Source organism: Clostridium sp. YIM B02555, from assembly GCF_022320955.1.
Lineage (GTDB): Bacteria > Bacillota > Clostridia > Clostridiales > Clostridiaceae > Clostridium > Clostridium saccharoperbutylacetonicum.
Map to the genome: position 1 here is coordinate 223,647 of NZ_JAKJJY010000002.1, position 17,329 is coordinate 240,975.

At 29.1% G+C, this 17,329-nt stretch carries 14 protein-coding genes; 9 read left to right on the forward strand and 5 right to left on the reverse strand.

Going from position 1 to position 17,329, the window contains the following annotated elements:
• The first annotated feature begins 203 nt into the window (after positions 1-203).
• Positions 204-578, forward strand: coding sequence for a DUF956 family protein (locus L3B98_RS04485; protein WP_015394940.1), 375 nt, complete (start codon positions 204-206; stop codon positions 576-578).
• A gap of 134 nt (positions 579-712) precedes the next feature.
• On the opposite strand, the gene L3B98_RS04490 is transcribed toward L3B98_RS04485, so the two are convergent.
• The 5 genes from L3B98_RS04490 to L3B98_RS04510 form a co-directional block, all read right to left on the reverse strand.
• Positions 713-1,216: a hypothetical protein gene (locus L3B98_RS04490; protein ID WP_238915769.1), complete on the reverse strand. Its 504-nt coding sequence runs from the start codon at positions 1,214-1,216 to the stop codon at positions 713-715.
• A gap of 4 nt (positions 1,217-1,220) precedes the next feature.
• Entirely contained in the window at positions 1,221-1,526 is a 306-nt protein-coding gene (locus tag L3B98_RS04495; RefSeq protein ID WP_238915770.1) for a hypothetical protein, read from the reverse strand.
• Positions 1,507-2,043 (reverse strand): RNA polymerase sigma factor, encoded by a 537-nt coding sequence (locus L3B98_RS04500; protein WP_015394937.1) that lies wholly within the window; start codon positions 2,041-2,043, stop codon positions 1,507-1,509. The genes L3B98_RS04495 and L3B98_RS04500 overlap by 20 nt, the downstream gene beginning before the upstream one ends.
• A gap of 4 nt (positions 2,044-2,047) precedes the next feature.
• Positions 2,048-3,013 carry a hypothetical protein gene (locus L3B98_RS04505; protein ID WP_238915771.1) on the reverse strand — a complete coding sequence of 322 codons (966 nt, stop codon included), beginning with the start codon at positions 3,011-3,013 and terminating at the stop codon, positions 2,048-2,050.
• A gap of 407 nt (positions 3,014-3,420) precedes the next feature.
• Positions 3,421-4,206 (reverse strand): AraC family transcriptional regulator, encoded by a 786-nt coding sequence (locus L3B98_RS04510; RefSeq protein WP_015394935.1) that lies wholly within the window; start codon positions 4,204-4,206, stop codon positions 3,421-3,423.
• A gap of 127 nt (positions 4,207-4,333) precedes the next feature.
• Here L3B98_RS04510 and L3B98_RS04515 point away from each other — a divergent pair, with 127 nt between their 5' ends.
• The 8 genes from L3B98_RS04515 (at position 4,334) to L3B98_RS04550 (ending at position 17,281) form a co-directional block, all read left to right on the forward strand.
• Positions 4,334-6,466: a glycoside hydrolase family 3 C-terminal domain-containing protein gene (locus L3B98_RS04515; protein ID WP_238915772.1), complete on the forward strand. Its 2,133-nt coding sequence runs from the start codon at positions 4,334-4,336 to the stop codon at positions 6,464-6,466.
• Between the two features lie 37 nt (positions 6,467-6,503).
• Complete coding sequence (locus tag L3B98_RS04520; RefSeq protein WP_238915773.1) at positions 6,504-7,478, forward strand: glycoside hydrolase family 43 protein; 975 nt, start codon at positions 6,504-6,506, stop codon at positions 7,476-7,478.
• A gap of 485 nt (positions 7,479-7,963) precedes the next feature.
• Entirely contained in the window at positions 7,964-9,781 is a 1,818-nt protein-coding gene (locus tag L3B98_RS04525; RefSeq protein ID WP_238915774.1) for a sensor histidine kinase, read from the forward strand.
• Positions 9,774-11,381 (forward strand): response regulator, encoded by a 1,608-nt coding sequence (locus L3B98_RS04530; RefSeq protein ID WP_238915775.1) that lies wholly within the window; start codon positions 9,774-9,776, stop codon positions 11,379-11,381. Before L3B98_RS04525 ends, L3B98_RS04530 begins: the two co-directional genes overlap by 8 nt.
• 170 nt (positions 11,382-11,551) lie before the next feature.
• On the forward strand, positions 11,552-12,859 hold the full coding sequence (locus tag L3B98_RS04535) for an extracellular solute-binding protein (protein ID WP_015394930.1): 1,308 nt from the start codon (positions 11,552-11,554) through the stop codon (positions 12,857-12,859).
• 251 nt (positions 12,860-13,110) lie between these two features.
• Positions 13,111-13,995, forward strand: coding sequence for a sugar ABC transporter permease (locus tag L3B98_RS04540; RefSeq protein WP_015394929.1), 885 nt, complete (start codon positions 13,111-13,113; stop codon positions 13,993-13,995).
• 21 nt (positions 13,996-14,016) lie between these two features.
• Positions 14,017-14,871 (forward strand): carbohydrate ABC transporter permease, encoded by an 855-nt coding sequence (locus L3B98_RS04545; protein WP_015394928.1) that lies wholly within the window; start codon positions 14,017-14,019, stop codon positions 14,869-14,871.
• Positions 14,872-15,565: 694 nt separating this feature from the next.
• Positions 15,566-17,281 (forward strand): SGNH/GDSL hydrolase family protein, encoded by a 1,716-nt coding sequence (locus L3B98_RS04550; protein ID WP_238915776.1) that lies wholly within the window; start codon positions 15,566-15,568, stop codon positions 17,279-17,281.
• Positions 17,282-17,329: the final 48 nt, after the last annotated feature.

A 17,329-nucleotide genomic window follows, 5' to 3' on the forward strand; every position in this document is an offset into this window, starting at 1 on the left:
CTTTGGAATAATTAAAAGAGGTGTAAATAAAATATATATGCTATAATTATCAAAGTTCAACTATCAATTGTCAGGTGATGAGGAAAATTTTGCAGAGAAAGTTAGAAAAATGAAGTATGAAAATATAGAGATAGTACAATGTTGATTGAAATTTATATATAATTAAAATAGATATCTGTATAATTAGAAAGGAGGTAGATTAGATGGTTCAATCAATCAATACAAAAGTAGACCTAGTGATTGAAGCAACAGCTTTTACAGGCCTTGCAGATTATGGAAAGATAATGATTGGTGACAACGGTTTTGAATTTTATAATTCTCGTGATTTTCGTAAATTTATTCAAATTCCTTGGGAAGAGGTTGACTATGTCATAGCATCCGTAATGTTTAAGGGAAAGTGGATTCCCCGATATGCAATTAGAACGAAGAAAAATGGTACATATACTTTTTCATCTAAAGATGCAAAAAAGGTACTTCGTACTATTCGAAATTATGTTGATCCAGAGCACATGGTTTCTTCGTTAAGTTTTTTTGATGTTGTGAAACGTGCAGTGAAGTCAATGTTTAAAAAGAGTTAATTAACATATATAAAAAAGCTTCACAAAATTTTGTGAAGCTTTTTTATATATGTTAATTTTATTGTAAATTCCTTTAGAAATTATTTTTATATATAAGATCTATACCAATAGCGTTAATATTAAAAGACGTAACATTAGTCTCTTTTCTTAAATAAAATCGAGATACCTATAATAATCAATGCTATAGGAATGAAGTATTGTGATGCGTAAGATCGAATATATTTATAAATATCATTATCGATAAAAATTTGATTTAAGATAGATAAGGCCCCAAGAATAATTAAAAAAGATCCCAAAGTTACCCAACCTTGTTTGTTAATTCGTTCATTCCATGAAGGATTTTCGTTGTAGAGATTTTCTGTGTTAACATAGTTCTTAAAAATGAATTCAGAATCAGGAACATATTCTCCACGTTTGATTTTATTTGAAATAGAAAAGGTATCAAAGAAGGTATAAAACCATATACAAATTTTAATTAAATGAGACAAGAAACCAAGTCCAATAAAAGATAAAATTGGGCCAATAAGCATATATAAGAATAGAACCTGGACTCCTTTTTTTATTAATCCATGATACATATATCCAACACCAGGGATGCAGGCGGTTATAAATGTAAGAAAACTATTTCTATTGTTCATATTTTCACTCTCCTAATTGTTTGATAAAATTAATAATAGAATGTTGGTTAAGTTCAGTAACTATAGCTTTATCAAGGAAGCGAGATTCGAATTTTGTAATGTGTACTTGAATACTAGTAATATTAATAAAAATACTAAATAAACCAGCAGCTATTAAAGCATAGGAAGGGATTAGGGTATTTCTCTTAGAATTAGGAAGCTGCTTTTTATGAAGTTTTTTCATTAGTTTTTCATTATAATCATCAGGCACATGAACATTTTCAAAAGAATTAATAATTATACTATCAAGATCATCTCTTCTGTTTTGCATAAAAGTGAACCTCCGTTTCAATAATATTTTTTAATTTATTTTTAGCTCTATAAATTCTTCCCTCAACTGTTTTTAAAGGTAAATTTAATACATTTGCAATTTCCTTTTGAGTTAATCCAATATAATAATATAGTACAAGAGGTGTTTTTAAATTTAGTGGTAGAGATTGAATACTTTGCCGTATAAAATTTTGCTCATCTATATCCTGCTCGGATTCTTTAGAAAAGGTAAAGAGGCCGGTTAAAAAATTTTTAATACTTCTCTTTCTTGTATAATCTATACACTTAGAAGTTGTAATTTTATATAAATAAGTGGAAAAGGAACAATCTTCTCTAAATTTATCAATATTATTAAATACACTTATAAAAACTTCTTGAGACAAATCTTCTGCCTCATAGTAATCAGTAGTATAGGAACAACATAAGGAGAGAATTCTTTTTTTATAAAGATCTACCATGTAAATAAAAGCATTTTCATCTTTTGTTTTAAGTTTTTTAATGAATTCTTGCTCCTCCATTTTTTCACTCTCCACTATTTATTTTAATAGTTCCATTATTTAATTTAGCTTTTATTATGTCTTCACCAGTACCTAGCTTTTTAGAAATTCCAGAGTTAACTCTTTTTTCATCATTTATTTTGCAAGTACCATGATTTATATCTGTATTGACTGATAAATTTTTATCCTTTGTATCTAAAGATATCGAACCATTATTCATAGAAATATCAATGTTTTTACATAAATTATTGTTTAAATCTATCTTACCATTTTCTAATTTTAGGGATGAATTTGGAATATCACCTTGTAAATCATATTTTCCGTTATCAGCAGTTAAATTTAAAGTTGTAAGCTTTAAAGCACTATCACTATATACATTAAGGTTAGAACCTTTTATAGATGCATCATATCCTTCGGGCAAATAGATTGTGGCTTTAATTGAATCTATATTATCATCTATAATTTTTATAGTATACCCATTTGAATCATTTATAGGATTCAATTCATAATCATTCAAAGTTCTGTTTTGTTTTATAAATAATTCAGTATCTATAGTTATTTTATTGTCGGCAGCTTTTTCTATATTAAGTTTACCATTTAATGTTTCAAAATTTAATTTGTTACCAATAGGCTCTAAAGTAATTTTTTTATCAATTGATTGTAAATTTTTACTTTCAAAGACATTGTCAAAGAAACTTCTATTAAAATCAAATGAAACATTATTTTGTTTTATATTGTTAAAAATGTCTGTAGATATATTGGCTAAAAATGAAACTATTATTATAACAAAAACAAGACCACTGATTCTTATTCTTTCATTTTCTTTTTTTACTAAAGTGTAATACAAAATTTCTATGCCTATTAAAATAATTACTATTGGCCAAAATTTTATGATTTTTTTCCCTAAATCTGGATTGTTGGAATTAATCATAATCCAAATACCAAGAAGTATAAAACATATAGCAGAAGTGGTTGTACCTATTTTTCTCATATAAAAATCCTCCGTGAATTTTATTTTCATATATTTAGACGTAATGGAAATAGGTAATCCCACGTTTAAAATAAAAAAATTTAAGTTTTATTATAAATTGTCACATTAATAATGAAACCCATGAAAATCAAAACTTGATTTTCATGGGACATTTAAGTTAGCAGAATTTATAGTATTGTTAGCTACTTATGTATGTTATTTTACGCATCTGCCTTTTCGAACGTATGTGAGAAAAATCTGCACCTTAGAAATGGCAGCTATGCTGCATATGAGAACATTTTATGCAGGCGAATAAGATTTATTTTTTATTCTTTTTGACACACAAAACCTATTTAATTGGCCTTTTCAATAAGTTATCCACAGATTTAACTTTATTATAAATTCCTAAAGAATAAAAAATCTAGAATTTATGTAAAACTTAGTTTGGAATTTCTATAATTTTTAGGAGTGGTATTTGTAATGCTAAAGAAATTTCTATTAAATGAACGTATACTTGAATAGCCACATTTATAAGCTATATCAGTAATTGTATCGTCACTATTTGTTAATAGATATGAAGCATAGCTAATTCGATTTTGATTAATAAAATCTACAAAGGAGATTCCTAAAACTTTATTCAAGTATTTAGAAAGATAATTATAGCTATAATTAAATTCATCAGCAATACTTTTTAAGGAAATATCCTTGGTAAAATTATTTTGAATATAATTTAGAACTTTATGAATTAATTCGTAATCATTTTTTTCACTTATAAGTAATTGTGTATGTTCCATAACTTCGGAGCATATTAAGTACAGACATGACTTCATTTGAAGTAGGTTAGCATTATCATTGAAAATTCTATCTAGTATTAATGATTGGGAGGCATTGGATAGATTAAACACAGGATTTTCGAGATATTTACCATATGCTATATTTTCAAATGTTTTGATATATTTTGGAGAAAATACACAAATGCATAATTCAGAGTAATCTTTGGTTGAAAGGGAATGAATTTCATATGGTAAAATCAGCATACAGTTATTTTTCTTTAGAGTGAAATTTTTATTGTTAACAAAAACTTCTATATTGCCATCCTTTACAAAAATAAACTCAAAACTGCGATGTAGATGAATTTGATAATTAAGACTTATTGGATAGTAATTTGAAAAAAGAGTGTCTTCACCAAAATGATATGCTTCATATTTTAACATAATAAGCCTCCAAAAGGATAAATTATGTCTATAATTATATAAGTAATTTCTTGTTAGGTCAACATAAGGTTAGTTATAATTAATTAAAATGTAAATTTAGGAATAATTATAGTTTGGAGGGAATCATATGCAATTTACTGAAAGAATAACTCATGAATATGCATTAGAAAAGGCAAAAGAATTAGTCTCTAAAATGACGTTACAAGAAAGAGCTGAGCAATTAACGTATAAGGCCCCAGCTATAAAACATTTAAATATATCAAGATATAATTGGTGGAATGAAGGGCTTCATGGCGTGGCTAGAGCAGGTACAGCAACAGTATTTCCTCAAGCAATTGGATTAGCTGCTATATTTGATGATGCGCTTTTAGAAAAAATTGCAGGGATTATTGCAACAGAAGGTCGTGCAAAGTACAATGAAAATTCAAAGAAAGAAGATAAAGATATATATAAGGGCTTAACTTTTTGGTCTCCAAATGTAAACATATTCAGAGATCCGAGATGGGGAAGAGGTCATGAAACTTATGGAGAGGATCCTTATTTAACTTCAAGATTAGGAGTTGCTTTTGTTAAAGGTTTACAAGGTGATGGAAAATATTTAAAAATAGCAGCTTGTGCTAAACATTTTGCAGTGCATAGTGGACCAGAAGGTTTAAGACATGAATTTAATGCAGTTGTAAGTAAAAAGGATTTATATGAAACTTATCTACCAGCTTTTGAAGCTTGTGTAAAAGAAGCTGATGTTGAGGCTGTAATGGGTGCATATAATCGTACTAATGATGAGCCTTGTTGTGGAAGTTCGCTTTTATTAAAGGATATCTTAAGAGGAAAATGGCAATTTAAAGGACATGTAGTATCTGATTGCTGGGCTATTGCAGATTTCCATTTATACCATGGTGTAACAAGTACTGCTACTGAATCAGCTGCCCTAGCAATAAAAAATGGTTGTGATCTAAACTGTGGAAATGTATATCTTCAAATGTTATTAGCATATAAGGAAGGTTTAGTAACAGAAGAAGATATAACAAGAGCAGCTGAAAGATTGATGGCAACTAGGATTAGATTAGGTATGTTCGATGAAGAATGTGAATTTAACAAAATACCTTATACAATGAATGACTGTAAAGAACATCACGAAGTTTCATTAATGGCTTCACGAAAGTCTATTGTAATGCTTAGAAACAATGGATTACTTCCATTAGATAAATCAAAATTAAAATCAATTGGAATTATTGGGCCAAATGCAGATAGTGAATTAATGCTAAAGGGAAATTATTTTGGAACAGCTTCTAAGTATATCACAGTTCTAGAAGGAATACATGAAGCTGTAGATTCAGAGAATATAAGAATCTTTTATTCTGAAGGATGTCACTTATATAAAGATAGAGTTCAAGATTTAGCTGAGCCAGATGATAGAATGGCTGAAGCTGTGACTGTAGCAGAACACAGTGATGTCGTTATTCTTTGCCTAGGTTTAGATTCTTCAATTGAAGGCGAACAAGGAGATGCAGGTAATAGTGATGGAGCTGGTGATAAATTAAATTTAAATTTACCAGGTAAACAACAGGAGTTACTTGAAAAAGTAATTGCTACAGGTAAGCCTGTAATAGTAGTTCTTGGTGCTGGAAGTGCATTAACGTTGCAAGGGCAAGAAGAAAATTGTGCAGCAATTTTAAATGCATGGTATCCAGGAAGTTTTGGAGGAAGAGCAATAGCAGATTTAATATTTGGAAAATGCTCACCAAGTGGCAAACTGCCTGTAACTTTTTATAAAACTACTGAGGAATTACCAGAATTCACTGATTATTCTATGAAGAATAGAACTTATCGTTACATGAAAAATGAAAGTTTATATCCATTTGGTTTTGGATTAACTTATTCTAAGGTGCAATTGTCAGATTTATCTGTATCAGATATTAGTAAAGATTTTGAAGGTGTAGAAGTAAGTATTAAAATTTCTAATGTTGGAAATTTTGACATTGAAGAAGTTCTACAATGTTATATAAAGGATCTTGAATCAAAATATGCAGTTGACAATCATAGTTTATCAGCATTTAAGAGAGTTGCTTTAAATGAAGGCGAAAGTAAAGTTGTAAAAATGACAATAAATAAAAGAGCTTTTGAAGTTGTAAATGATGAAGGGGATAGAATCCTTGACAGTAAAAAATTTAAATTATTTGTTGGAATAGCACAACCTGATGGCAGAAGTAAGGAACTAACAGGAATAACTCCTTTAGAAGCAGATATTGAATTAATATAAACAATTATTTAAGTAAAAAATGATAGGAGAGAATTATATGAATAATATTGTAAAACAAAAGGAACCATTAGTAACTCACATTTATACAGCAGATCCTTCTGCTCACGTATTTGATGGAAAAATCTATATATATCCTTCTCATGATCTTGATCAAGTTCAAATTTCAAATGATAATGGTGACCAATACAACATGGAAGATTATCATATTTTATCACTAGATGATACTAACTCACCTTGTATTGACCATGGAGAAGCACTTCATTTAAAGGATATTCCATGGGCAAGTAAGCAATTATGGGCTCCAGATGCTGTATATAAAAATGGAACTTATTATTTGTTTTTCCCAGCAAGAGATAAAGATGAAATTTTTAGAATTGGTGTAGCTACTAGTTCAAATCCTGCTGGACCATTTAAAGCTGAGGAAAATTATATACCAGGAAGTTTTAGTATTGATCCTGCTGTTTTAATGGATGATGACAATAGATCCTATGTTTACTTTGGAGGTCTTTGGGGTGGACAATTAGAAAAATGGCAAACTGGTACTTTTAAGGCAGATGCTGAAGGCCCAGCAGTTACAGCTCCAGCTTTAGGACCAAGAGTAGCTGAATTAAATGAGGACATGCTTACATTTAAAGAAAGTCCAGAAGAAATATCAATAGTTGATGAAGATGGAAATCCACTACTTGCTGGAGATGAAGATAGAAGATATTTTGAAGGTCCATGGGTTCATAAATATAATGGAAATTATTATCTTTCATATTCTACTGGTTCTACTCATTACATTGTATATGCTATGAGTAAAAATCCAAAAGGACCTTATACTTTTAAAGGAAAAATACTTGACCCAGTAATAGGATGGACAACACATCACTCAATTGTTCAATTCCAAGATAAATGGTATTTATTCTATCATGATAGTTCATTATCAGGTGGAGCAGATAACAAGCGTTGCGTAAAATTCACAGAATTAAAATATAATGAAGATGGTACTATACAAAAAATTGAACTATAAAAATAATTTAGAATTAATATATGAGTTCTAATTATCAATTGCCATTAGTCACGAAATCCTTTTGGGATTTTGTGAAAATAGCTTCCAAAATCTTAATTAGAACTTATAACAAATAGACGTAAGGGGATATTAAAGTGTAATTTAATATCCCTATTTTTTTTAGACTTTTTTGATATAAATATTATAATTATTAATTTTTAATGAGTGTTGATTTTCAGTGTTGAACAATTTATTTTGTAATAAATTTTATATTTGGAAAAATGAATTTTTCCGTAGGCTGTTATCATTATTTGAAAATTGGAACATATACATCAAAAAATAATTTTAAAAGATACTATAATTTTTGATACAAAAACTATAATTACATGGGTTTTAAATTTGTCAGTAAAGTTGTAATATTATGTAAACAGTTTCGAGTTTAGATGAAATAATATCTTTTATATAATGAATAGGTTGATTACAGTGATTATGAAAGCTAAGTTTAAATGAAAGAGAAGATAATAATGATAAGCTTAATAAGAATACGTAAAAGATACATGGATCTAAAGATAAGTTCAAAAATAGTATTTATATATCTAATATTGATGATTTTTTCAGTAACTGTAAGTAGTTTGATTTATGAAAAAATATATGATGATATTACATCAAAAAAGGTTAGTGAATTGTCTGTTCAAACCCTTTATACCATAAAATCCAATATAAATTCTATGATACAAAACATAAATAATAATTCAAGAATAATAATATCTAATAAAGACATACAAGCAATATTGAAAAATTCAAATAATAGAAATGGTATCGATGTTCAGATTGATATGTATGGTTATTTAAGTAGTATGATTGATTCTATGAATAACGTATCTTCAATTTATATTTATGACAACTTTGGAAATAAATATTATATAGACAAGCAGTCTAGAAAGAGTTTTAAACTTAATAAAGTTGAAAGTGCAAATTGGTATAAGGCTGCTATTAATGAAAAGGGATACTATATATTAAGATTAAATGCTGGAGAAAAAGCAGACCTTAATCCAAATGAAAACTATGTATCCTTTATTAGGGTAATAAATGACATGGAATCGCAGAAGCCAATAGGAACACTAATTATTAATATAAATGAAAGTAATTTTGTTAACTGTTACAAAGATATCATAAGTAAAAATGGTACTAATATTTTACTTATGGATGAAAATAATGATTTTATAGTAAATCCTAAGGATGTATCAGATTTTAATCAAATAAATGAATTGATAAGAAAAGAATTAATTAAATCTGATGTTGAAGAGGAGAAGAATTCAATAATAGAAAAAATAAAAGGAGAGGAATATATTTTTTCTTCATTAAAAATTGAAGAATATAACTGGACTATTGTCAGTAAAATCCCTTTTAAGGAGCTTTCAAAGGAATCAAGCACAGTATATCTTATGGCATTTGTTTTTACTATAATAAATGGAATATTGTTGTTTATTGGTGCCATTTCGATATCTAGATTAATTACTAAACCTATAAAGAAGCTTTTAAAATCCATGAAGGGAATAGAAAATGGAGAATTTAAAAAAGTAAATATTGAAGTTGGTAATGATGAAATTGGTAAACTCAGAGATGGATATAATATTATGGTTTATGAAATTGAAAAGCTTATCAATAGAATTATTGAAGAACAAAAGGTGAAAAGGAAGGCAGAATTAAGCGTGCTTCAAGCACAAGTAAAACCACATTTTCTATATAATACTCTGGATGCTATGGGATATCTTGCTCTATCTGGAAAGTGTGATGAAGTCTATGATGCTTTAGAAGCTTTAGGTGAATACTATAGGACTAGCCTTAGCAAGGGAAGAGAAGTAATTACTGTAGGAGAAGAAATTGAAATAGTAAAAAACTATTTTTTATTACAAAAGCTAAGATATGGTGATATTTTTACAGACACTTATGAAATTGATGAAAGGGTTCTTAATTTTAAAATATTAAAGCTTGTCTTGCAACCAATTGCAGAAAATGCATTATATCATGGGATAAAGCCAAAAGGGGAGCATGGAATAATAAAACTTACAGTTGAGCTAATAGAAAACTTAATAAATATATCCATAGAAGATGATGGTGTTGGGATGACGGAGGAAGAGCTTGATAAAGTTGTAAGTGATAAAATTGATAATAATAATTTGAGTTTTGGTCTAAGAGGAACTATAGAAAGATTAAGAATTTTTTATGGTACTTCAGATGTATATGAAATTAAAAGTAGAAAAAGATATGGGACTAAGGTTAATATTACAATTCCTATAGAAGAGGGTTGGGAAAATGAATAATAATTTTATAAGAATACTAATTGTAGATGATGAAGAAAATACCAGAAATTTAATTAGGAGGTGCATAGATTGGGATGAAATTGGAATAGAAATTGCAGGAGAAGCATCAAGTGGTCAAGAAGCTCTTGATATGTTGGAAAAAATTAATATTGATATTGTAATTACAGACATACGTATGCAATTTATGGATGGCTTGGAGTTTAGCAAAAGAACTATAAAAAGATTTCCGTATATAAAAATTATTGTTTTGACAGCTTATGAAGAGTTTGAGTATGCACAGGAAGGAATAAAGATAGGGATAAGTGACTTTTTGTTAAAACCAATTAAAAGAGCAAAGCTTAAGGAATCAGTTTCAAGTTTAAAAAGTAAGATTGAAACTGAAAGAATGAGCAGAGCAGAATATATAAAACTTAAAGAACGATTATCAGAAAACTTTTTATATTTAAAAGAAAAGTTTCTAAATGATTTAATTCAAAGAAGTTACTCTTCAGAGAATATTATAGATAAGATTTTATATTTTTCAGTGGAAAGCATTACCAAGTATATACAAGTTGCCTTGATTGGAATTTCTCATATTGATAATGAAGAGTTTAAAAGTGAAGAAGACTCTGTTTTATTGGATTTGGCTTGCGCAGAAATAGTTAAAAAATATTTTCAAGATTATGAAGATGTACATGTAATTATTGATAATAGCCGTAAGATAGTTATTTTAAATAGTAATCCCAAAATAGATATTATATTTAGCTGTGAAAAGATTAAAGAACTATTGATAAATAGACTCAATTGTTATGTAAGTGTAGGGATAGGAAATGCGTATAAAGATTTAAAAAATATAAAGAAATCTTATAGGGAGGCTTTTGAAGCATTAAATTATAAGGTGGTTTATGGAAAAAATCAGGTGATTTGCTTTAATGATATAAGTATTGATAATCACGGTTTAGATGTAAAGAATGAAGAAACTAATGAATTGGGATTTTATATTAAAGCAGGAATTGATGAGAAGAGTAGAGCTATTATTGATAAAATCTTTAAAGATATCGATACAACTAAAAATTATAATATTGGGCAGGTAAGAGTATTATCAATTAATATTGTAACTATGGTTTTTAATTCAATAACAGAATTAGGACTGGATTATGAGCAAATGCTTGAAAATAAAGATTTCCCTTATAATTCTATACTAAAAATTGATAAAATTACTGAAATGAGAGAATATTTGATTTGGTTTATTTTAAATACAACTAAGTTTATTAAAGGAGCTAGAGCAAAAAAAGTTAACAAAGTTTTTGTTGAAATTGCAGAATATATTAAAAAAAATATTTCAGATCCAGAACTTTCACTTTCAAGTATAGCAAATAAATTTTATTTAAATCCCAGTTACTTGTCCAGAGTTTTTAAACAGGAAATAGGATATAGTTTTATTGAATATTTAACAAAGATTAGAATTGAGAAAGCTATAGAATTACTTAAAGAAACAGATTTAAGAAATTATGAAGTATGCGAAAAAATTGGAGTACCTGACCCTAATTATTTTGGAAAGTGCTTTAAGAAATATACTGGCATATCTGTAAGTGATTTCAAGAAGGCTCAAATTATTTGAAGGGGATTACAAAAGTAGAATAAATTATATGTGTTATTAATGAAAACGATTTAAAGATGTAAAAAAACTACCCATTTAAGTAAATATTTTACGTTCTAACTAAGCTAAGAGTGAACTAAAATAAATACTGTAAAATAAAAAAATAATGATTAATTTCAGGGGGTAAAAAAATGAAAAATGTCTTAAAAAAACTTGCAACTATTTCTATGTCTTTATTATTAGTAACTAGTGCAGTTGGCTGTGGATCAAGCTCTTCAGGCGATAGTAAAAGTGCTAATGCGTCTGGTGATTCAAAACAAGTTACTTTAAAATTATGGCATGTATGGGCTGCTGATAGTGAGTCGAACAGAAAACCTTTTCTTAAGGTATTAGATGACTTTCAAAAAGAAAACCCTAACATTAAGCTAGATATTGATGAAACAGAAGCTAAAGCTTATGATACTAAAATTAAGACAGCAGCAGCTGGGGATGAACTTCCAGATGTTTTCTACTCACAGGCTGGAGGGTCTGTCAAAGGTTATGTGGATGCTGGAAAAATTTTACCTATAGACGATTATTTAAATGATGGAACTAAAGATAGATTACTTCCAGGAGTTTTATCTAATATGACTTTTGATGGAAAAGTATATGGTTTACCTTATACACAAGCAACCGCAGTATTCTTTGTAAATAAAGAATTGTTTGATCAAAATGGAATTAAGATTCCTGAAACTTATAATGAATTAGTAACTGCAGTTAAAGCTTTCAGAGCTAAGGGAATTACACCTATGACTGTAGGTGCCAAGGATGAATGGCCTACAACACAGTATTTTGATATTATGTCTATTCGTGATGCAGGTGCTAAGGTAGTTAATGATGCACTTGAGAAAAAAGGTTCTTATGAAGATCCAGGTTTTATAGATGCTGCTGCAAAATTTCAAGAATTAGTAAAACTACAAGCATTTAATGATGGTGCTCTTGGTGTAACAAGAGATGAATCAGAAATAGGGTTTTACGAAGGTAAAATTCCAATGTATGTAAATGGTAGCTGGACTGTTGGTAATATCGATAAAGATGGATCTAAGATTAAAGGTAAAGTCCTTGCATTGAAATTCCCAACTATTGAAGGTGGAAAAGGCGACATTAATGATTTTACAGGTGGAGCTGCTGAAGGATTCTTTGTAAGTGCTAAAACACAACATAAAGAAGAAGCAGTTAAACTTCAAAAATATATTACTGAACACCACTCAAAAGAAGCATATTTAGCAGGTGCTGGAATACCAACTTGGAAAATGGATGTAGATGAATCTAAAATTGACCCTTTAAATTTACAAATAGCTAAAAATCTTAAGGAAGCAAAGACAACCACTTTATGGTTTAATTCTAAATTGTCAACTAAAGATGGTGACGATTATCAAAAAGAATTAACACAATTGTTCTCATTACAAGTTACACCAGAACAATTTGCTAAAGATATGCAAAAAATGAATGCCAAGTAATGTTTTAAATTTGAAGAGGAACAGAAGTTAATACTTCATTTTAACTTGATCCTTGTCAATAAGTTCTTAAATACAATTGGATTTGTGGAATTTATAGATTTCTACAAATCCAATCTAATATATACAGTTTATGAATCCTTTGATTGGATTTATACTACTTTGTTTTTCTACGGGTAATATAGGAAAGATATTATTCGGTAAATTGAATATGATAATTATTTCAAAATGACTTATTTTTAAGGAGGTTAACAATGGATAAGGTTCTTTCGGATAAAAAAGCTATAATGTTTTTTTTATTTCCTGCACTGATTTTTTTTATTCTAATAGTATTTCTACCTATATTTATTTCAGGTTATTACAGCACTCTTGATTGGGATGGCTTAAAAAATCCAGTATTTGTTGGGTTACAAAATTATAAAGAGCTTTTTGCTAATACTACAGGTGGTTTTACTTTATCAATTAAAAATTCATTATATTTTGTTCTTGTATCAGTGTTTATTCAATTACCAATTAGTTTATTTTTAGCATTAGTACTTGCTAATGGAGTTAAAGGAGAAAAGTTTTTTTTAAACGTTTATTTTATACCTGTAATAATTTCTACTGTTGTTATTGGACAACTTTGGATGAAGATTTATAATCCGGATTATGGATTACTCAACAGTTTTTTGAAATCAATAGGTCTTGGAAATATGGCAAAAGCGTGGTTAGCAGATCCAACTACAGCGCTTGGAGCATCCTTTGTGCCTACATTATGGCAATACGTAGGATACCATATGTTACTAATGTATGCAGCCATAAAATCAATTCCTACAGATATATATGAAGCCGCAAAACTTGATGGAGCATCAGGTATTCAAATGGCTTTTAGAATTACTATACCACTAATAAAACCTATGCTTAAAGTATGTGTGACTTTTTCTGTTATAGGTGCTTTGAAGATTTTTGATCTTGTATATGTATTGACTAATGGTGGGCCTAACCATGCAAGTGAGGTACCAAGTACATTGCTTGTTAATAATATATTTGTACGAAGCATGTATGGATATGGAAGTGCCATAGCAATTTTTATAATAATAGAATGTCTTGTATTTACAGGAATTATACAGAAGTTTTTCAAAACTGATGATGTGGAATAAATGAGTAGAGGAGTATGAAAAATGAGTAGCGATTATATTTCAAAAATGTTTGGAGGGAAAATTGTAAACAAGCTATTATACATAGTGCTCATTATATGGGCAGTTATACAAATATTCCCACTATATTGGCTAATAACATTCTCCCTTAAAAATAATAGTGAAATATTTGGAGGTAACTTAATTGGTTTGCCTGAAAAGTTTTTATGGGAAAACTATGGGAAGGCATTAGTTAATGCAAATGTTGGGGTATACTTTATGAACAGTGTAATAATTACAGCTGTTACTATATTCTTAACAGTAATAGTTTCACTAATGGCTTCTTATGCATTGGTTAGGATGAAATGGAAATTTAGAAATACAACAATGTTGCTTTTTATGGCAGGGTTAATGATACCAATTCATGCAGCACTTCTTCCAATATTTTTAATATTACGTAAAGTTAAGTTATTGGACACTTATTGGGCATTAATTATACCTTATGTGGCGTTTGCTATTCCTATGGCTATTCTTATTCTTACAAGCTTTATGAAATCTATTCCTAGAGAAATTGAGGAAGCAGCTTGTATTGATGGATGCAGTATTTATAGAATATTTTTCAGTATTATTGTGCCTATATTAAGGCCAGCTGTAGCAACAATTTCCATATTTACATTCTTGCAAGCTTGGAATGAATTAATGTTTGCAACTGTATTTATTAGTAAGGCTGCCTATAAACCATTGACAGTAGGAATTCAGTCTATGGCTGGGAAATATTCAACAGAATGGGGGCCAATAGGTGCAGCTTTGGTTATTGCTACTATTCCTACGGTTATTATTTATCTTCTAATGAGCAGTCAAGTTCATAAGAGCTTAACAGCTGGTGCTTTAAAAGGTTAGTAGCATATTTAAAACCTTACATTTGAATCCCATGAAAATCTAAAAGTTTGATTTTCATGGGTACTTTATTTTATAAGAAAATAACATTATGTGCAATATATGTCTATAATTAATTAATTTATTGCCAGTTTAGTTTTTGAAATTAATTTAAAATGATATAAAGAGACTTTAAAATTTGGATAATAATATTATAGATATACAATGCAAGAATTATACTTATGTAACAATTACCGAAATCAGATACATTTATCTTCCACAGGACTAGTGAAATTTTCACTGGAAGGTTCTAAATGGCAGCTTGTCGTCATTTCAGCGTGTTCCAGATGTAAAATCTGGACAAGCTGAAAATGAAACAAGCCCCCATTAAGAACCATCATCAGCTAAATTTCACATGCCTGCTTCCAGAAAAATGTATCTAATTTCTAGTGTAGTGTTACGATTATAATTTCTCAATGATGCATGTATATTCCATTTATAAGTTTGATTATTAATTTGGATATCTATAGTTCTATTGAAATTATCAATTTTAAATACTCAATGATCAATTAATGTTGATTTACCTCGGAGCTCTTTGAATTGTGAATAATTTTTTTGCAAAATAGACATAGAATTATTAAGTTTTTAAGGGATTATTTGATCATAGGATGATGAGAGAAATATTGATAGAGAAAATTAAAGGATGGAGGATAAGAATATGATAAATAATATAGAATCAGGGCCTAAAGCACCTAAAGATCCACAGAAAAAGCGTAGTGGTTTTTATATAATGATAAATAAACTTATAGAAGCTACTGCACGATTTGAAGGTAAACCTTCTCAAGAAGTTTATTTAGATGAAGGAAGATTTGCGTTTGATGCTAATTTTGTAGGAGGGGTTGAGGATGAAAATATTCTAACTGCACTAAAAAGTTGCGAAGGTGTTCATAAATTGGTTCACAGCATTGGAGTTTGTGTAAAAGCCTCAAAAGATGTAGGAAATATCGACTTTGTACTTCATAATTACGGAAAATTAGACAGGTATAAAAGTGGAACACTTATTAAAATTCCTTGTACTAAGGATGGATCAGAAGTAATTATTACGCTTAAAGATTATGAGTGGTCAAAAGATGATGATGTTGTTGGAAAGATGGCTTTTGAGTTTGAAAAGCCAGAACTAACAGCAGAGGTAACGGTTAAGGTTTATCTCAATGATGGCTATGAAGTGCCTGAAATTTCAATAGATCCACCAGTAGAATTTGGAAGTGACAAGTATAATTCGATGATTAAGAAATCTCTATTAAATATAGGGAATAACAAAAGACTTAAAGCTGCTATAGATAAGGCTGAAAGAGGAGAAGATGTAACTGTTGCTTATATAGGTGGGTCAATTACCCAAGGGGCTGGGGCAAAACCAACAAATACAAACTGTTATGCTTATAGATCATACTTAAAGTTTAAAGAAATGTTTGGAAAAGGTGATGGAGAAAATGTTCATTTTGTAAAAGCTGGAGTGGGAGGAACGCCTTCAGAACTGGGTCTTATAAGATATGACAGAGAGGTTTTAAGAGATGGAAGAGTAATCCCTGATATTGTAGTTGTTGAATTTGCAGTAAATGATGAAGGAGATGAGACAAAAGGTATATGTTATGAAAGCTTGGTTTTAAATATACTTTCTGCTAAAAATAAGCCAGCAGTGATATTATTATTCAGTGTATTTGCTAATGACTGGAATCTTCAAGAAAGACTTTCTCCAGTTGGAAGGTTATATAATTTGCCAATGGTAAGTATATCTGATGCTGTGGTTGAGCAATTTAAGCTTACTAGAGAAGAGGGAAATATAATAACCAAGAGACAGTTCTTTTATGATATATATCATCCTACAAACGATGGACATACTATAATGACAGACTCTCTTGCATATTTATTCGAACAGACTTCAAAGAATGCTTGCGATGAAATGGATATTGAATTGGATATAGCTCCAGCTATAGGTAATTCATTTTTAGATGTACATCTAATTGATAAAAAGGATAATTCATGTGGAGCAGTAATAGAGCAAGGAAGTTTTAAAGAAACAGATAAAGATCTTCAATTTGTGGAAGTGGATTGTGAGCCTCAAGGAACGCCTGAATTTCCATATAATTGGATGCATGCACCTGAATCTGGAAGGGAAAGTTTCCGTTTAAAAGTTAAAAGTCGAAGTTTACTGTTAGTCTTTAAAGATACTGCAAGTATTGATTTTGGTAAGGCTGATATCTATGTTGATGGTACTTATATTTTAACAGCAGATCCTCAAGCAGTAGGCTGGACACATTGCAATGCTGTAATTTTATATCAAGAGGAGATTAGTAAGGAACATAATATTGAAATTAAGATGTCAGATGATAGTTTTGATAAGTACTTTACAATTCTTGGATTTGGATATAACTAGAAAGTTCCAAATTCAACATCAAGTTATAGGTGGATAATACCACCTATA

What these genes read in the sequence shown, in the direction of transcription:
- L3B98_RS04485 (WP_015394940.1), top strand. Translation starts at nt 204, where the DNA reads ATGGTTCAATCAATCAATACAAAAGTAGACCTAGTGATTGAAGCAACA.
- L3B98_RS04490 (WP_238915769.1), bottom strand. Translation starts at nt 1,216, where the DNA reads ATGAACAATAGAAATAGTTTTCTTACATTTATAACCGCCTGCATCCCT.
- L3B98_RS04495 (WP_238915770.1), bottom strand. Translation starts at nt 1,526, where the DNA reads ATGCAAAACAGAAGAGATGATCTTGATAGTATAATTATTAATTCTTTT.
- L3B98_RS04500 (WP_015394937.1), bottom strand. Translation starts at nt 2,043, where the DNA reads ATGGAGGAGCAAGAATTCATTAAAAAACTTAAAACAAAAGATGAAAAT.
- L3B98_RS04505 (WP_238915771.1), bottom strand. Translation starts at nt 3,013, where the DNA reads ATGAGAAAAATAGGTACAACCACTTCTGCTATATGTTTTATACTTCTT.
- L3B98_RS04510 (WP_015394935.1), bottom strand. Translation starts at nt 4,206, where the DNA reads ATGTTAAAATATGAAGCATATCATTTTGGTGAAGACACTCTTTTTTCA.
- L3B98_RS04515 (WP_238915772.1), top strand. Translation starts at nt 4,334, where the DNA reads ATGCAATTTACTGAAAGAATAACTCATGAATATGCATTAGAAAAGGCA.
- L3B98_RS04520 (WP_238915773.1), top strand. Translation starts at nt 6,504, where the DNA reads ATGAATAATATTGTAAAACAAAAGGAACCATTAGTAACTCACATTTAT.
- L3B98_RS04525 (WP_238915774.1), top strand. Translation starts at nt 7,964, where the DNA reads ATGAAAGAGAAGATAATAATGATAAGCTTAATAAGAATACGTAAAAGA.
- L3B98_RS04530 (WP_238915775.1), top strand. Translation starts at nt 9,774, where the DNA reads ATGAATAATAATTTTATAAGAATACTAATTGTAGATGATGAAGAAAAT.
- L3B98_RS04535 (WP_015394930.1), top strand. Translation starts at nt 11,552, where the DNA reads ATGAAAAATGTCTTAAAAAAACTTGCAACTATTTCTATGTCTTTATTA.
- L3B98_RS04540 (WP_015394929.1), top strand. Translation starts at nt 13,111, where the DNA reads ATGGATAAGGTTCTTTCGGATAAAAAAGCTATAATGTTTTTTTTATTT.
- L3B98_RS04545 (WP_015394928.1), top strand. Translation starts at nt 14,017, where the DNA reads ATGAGTAGCGATTATATTTCAAAAATGTTTGGAGGGAAAATTGTAAAC.
- L3B98_RS04550 (WP_238915776.1), top strand. Translation starts at nt 15,566, where the DNA reads ATGATAAATAATATAGAATCAGGGCCTAAAGCACCTAAAGATCCACAG.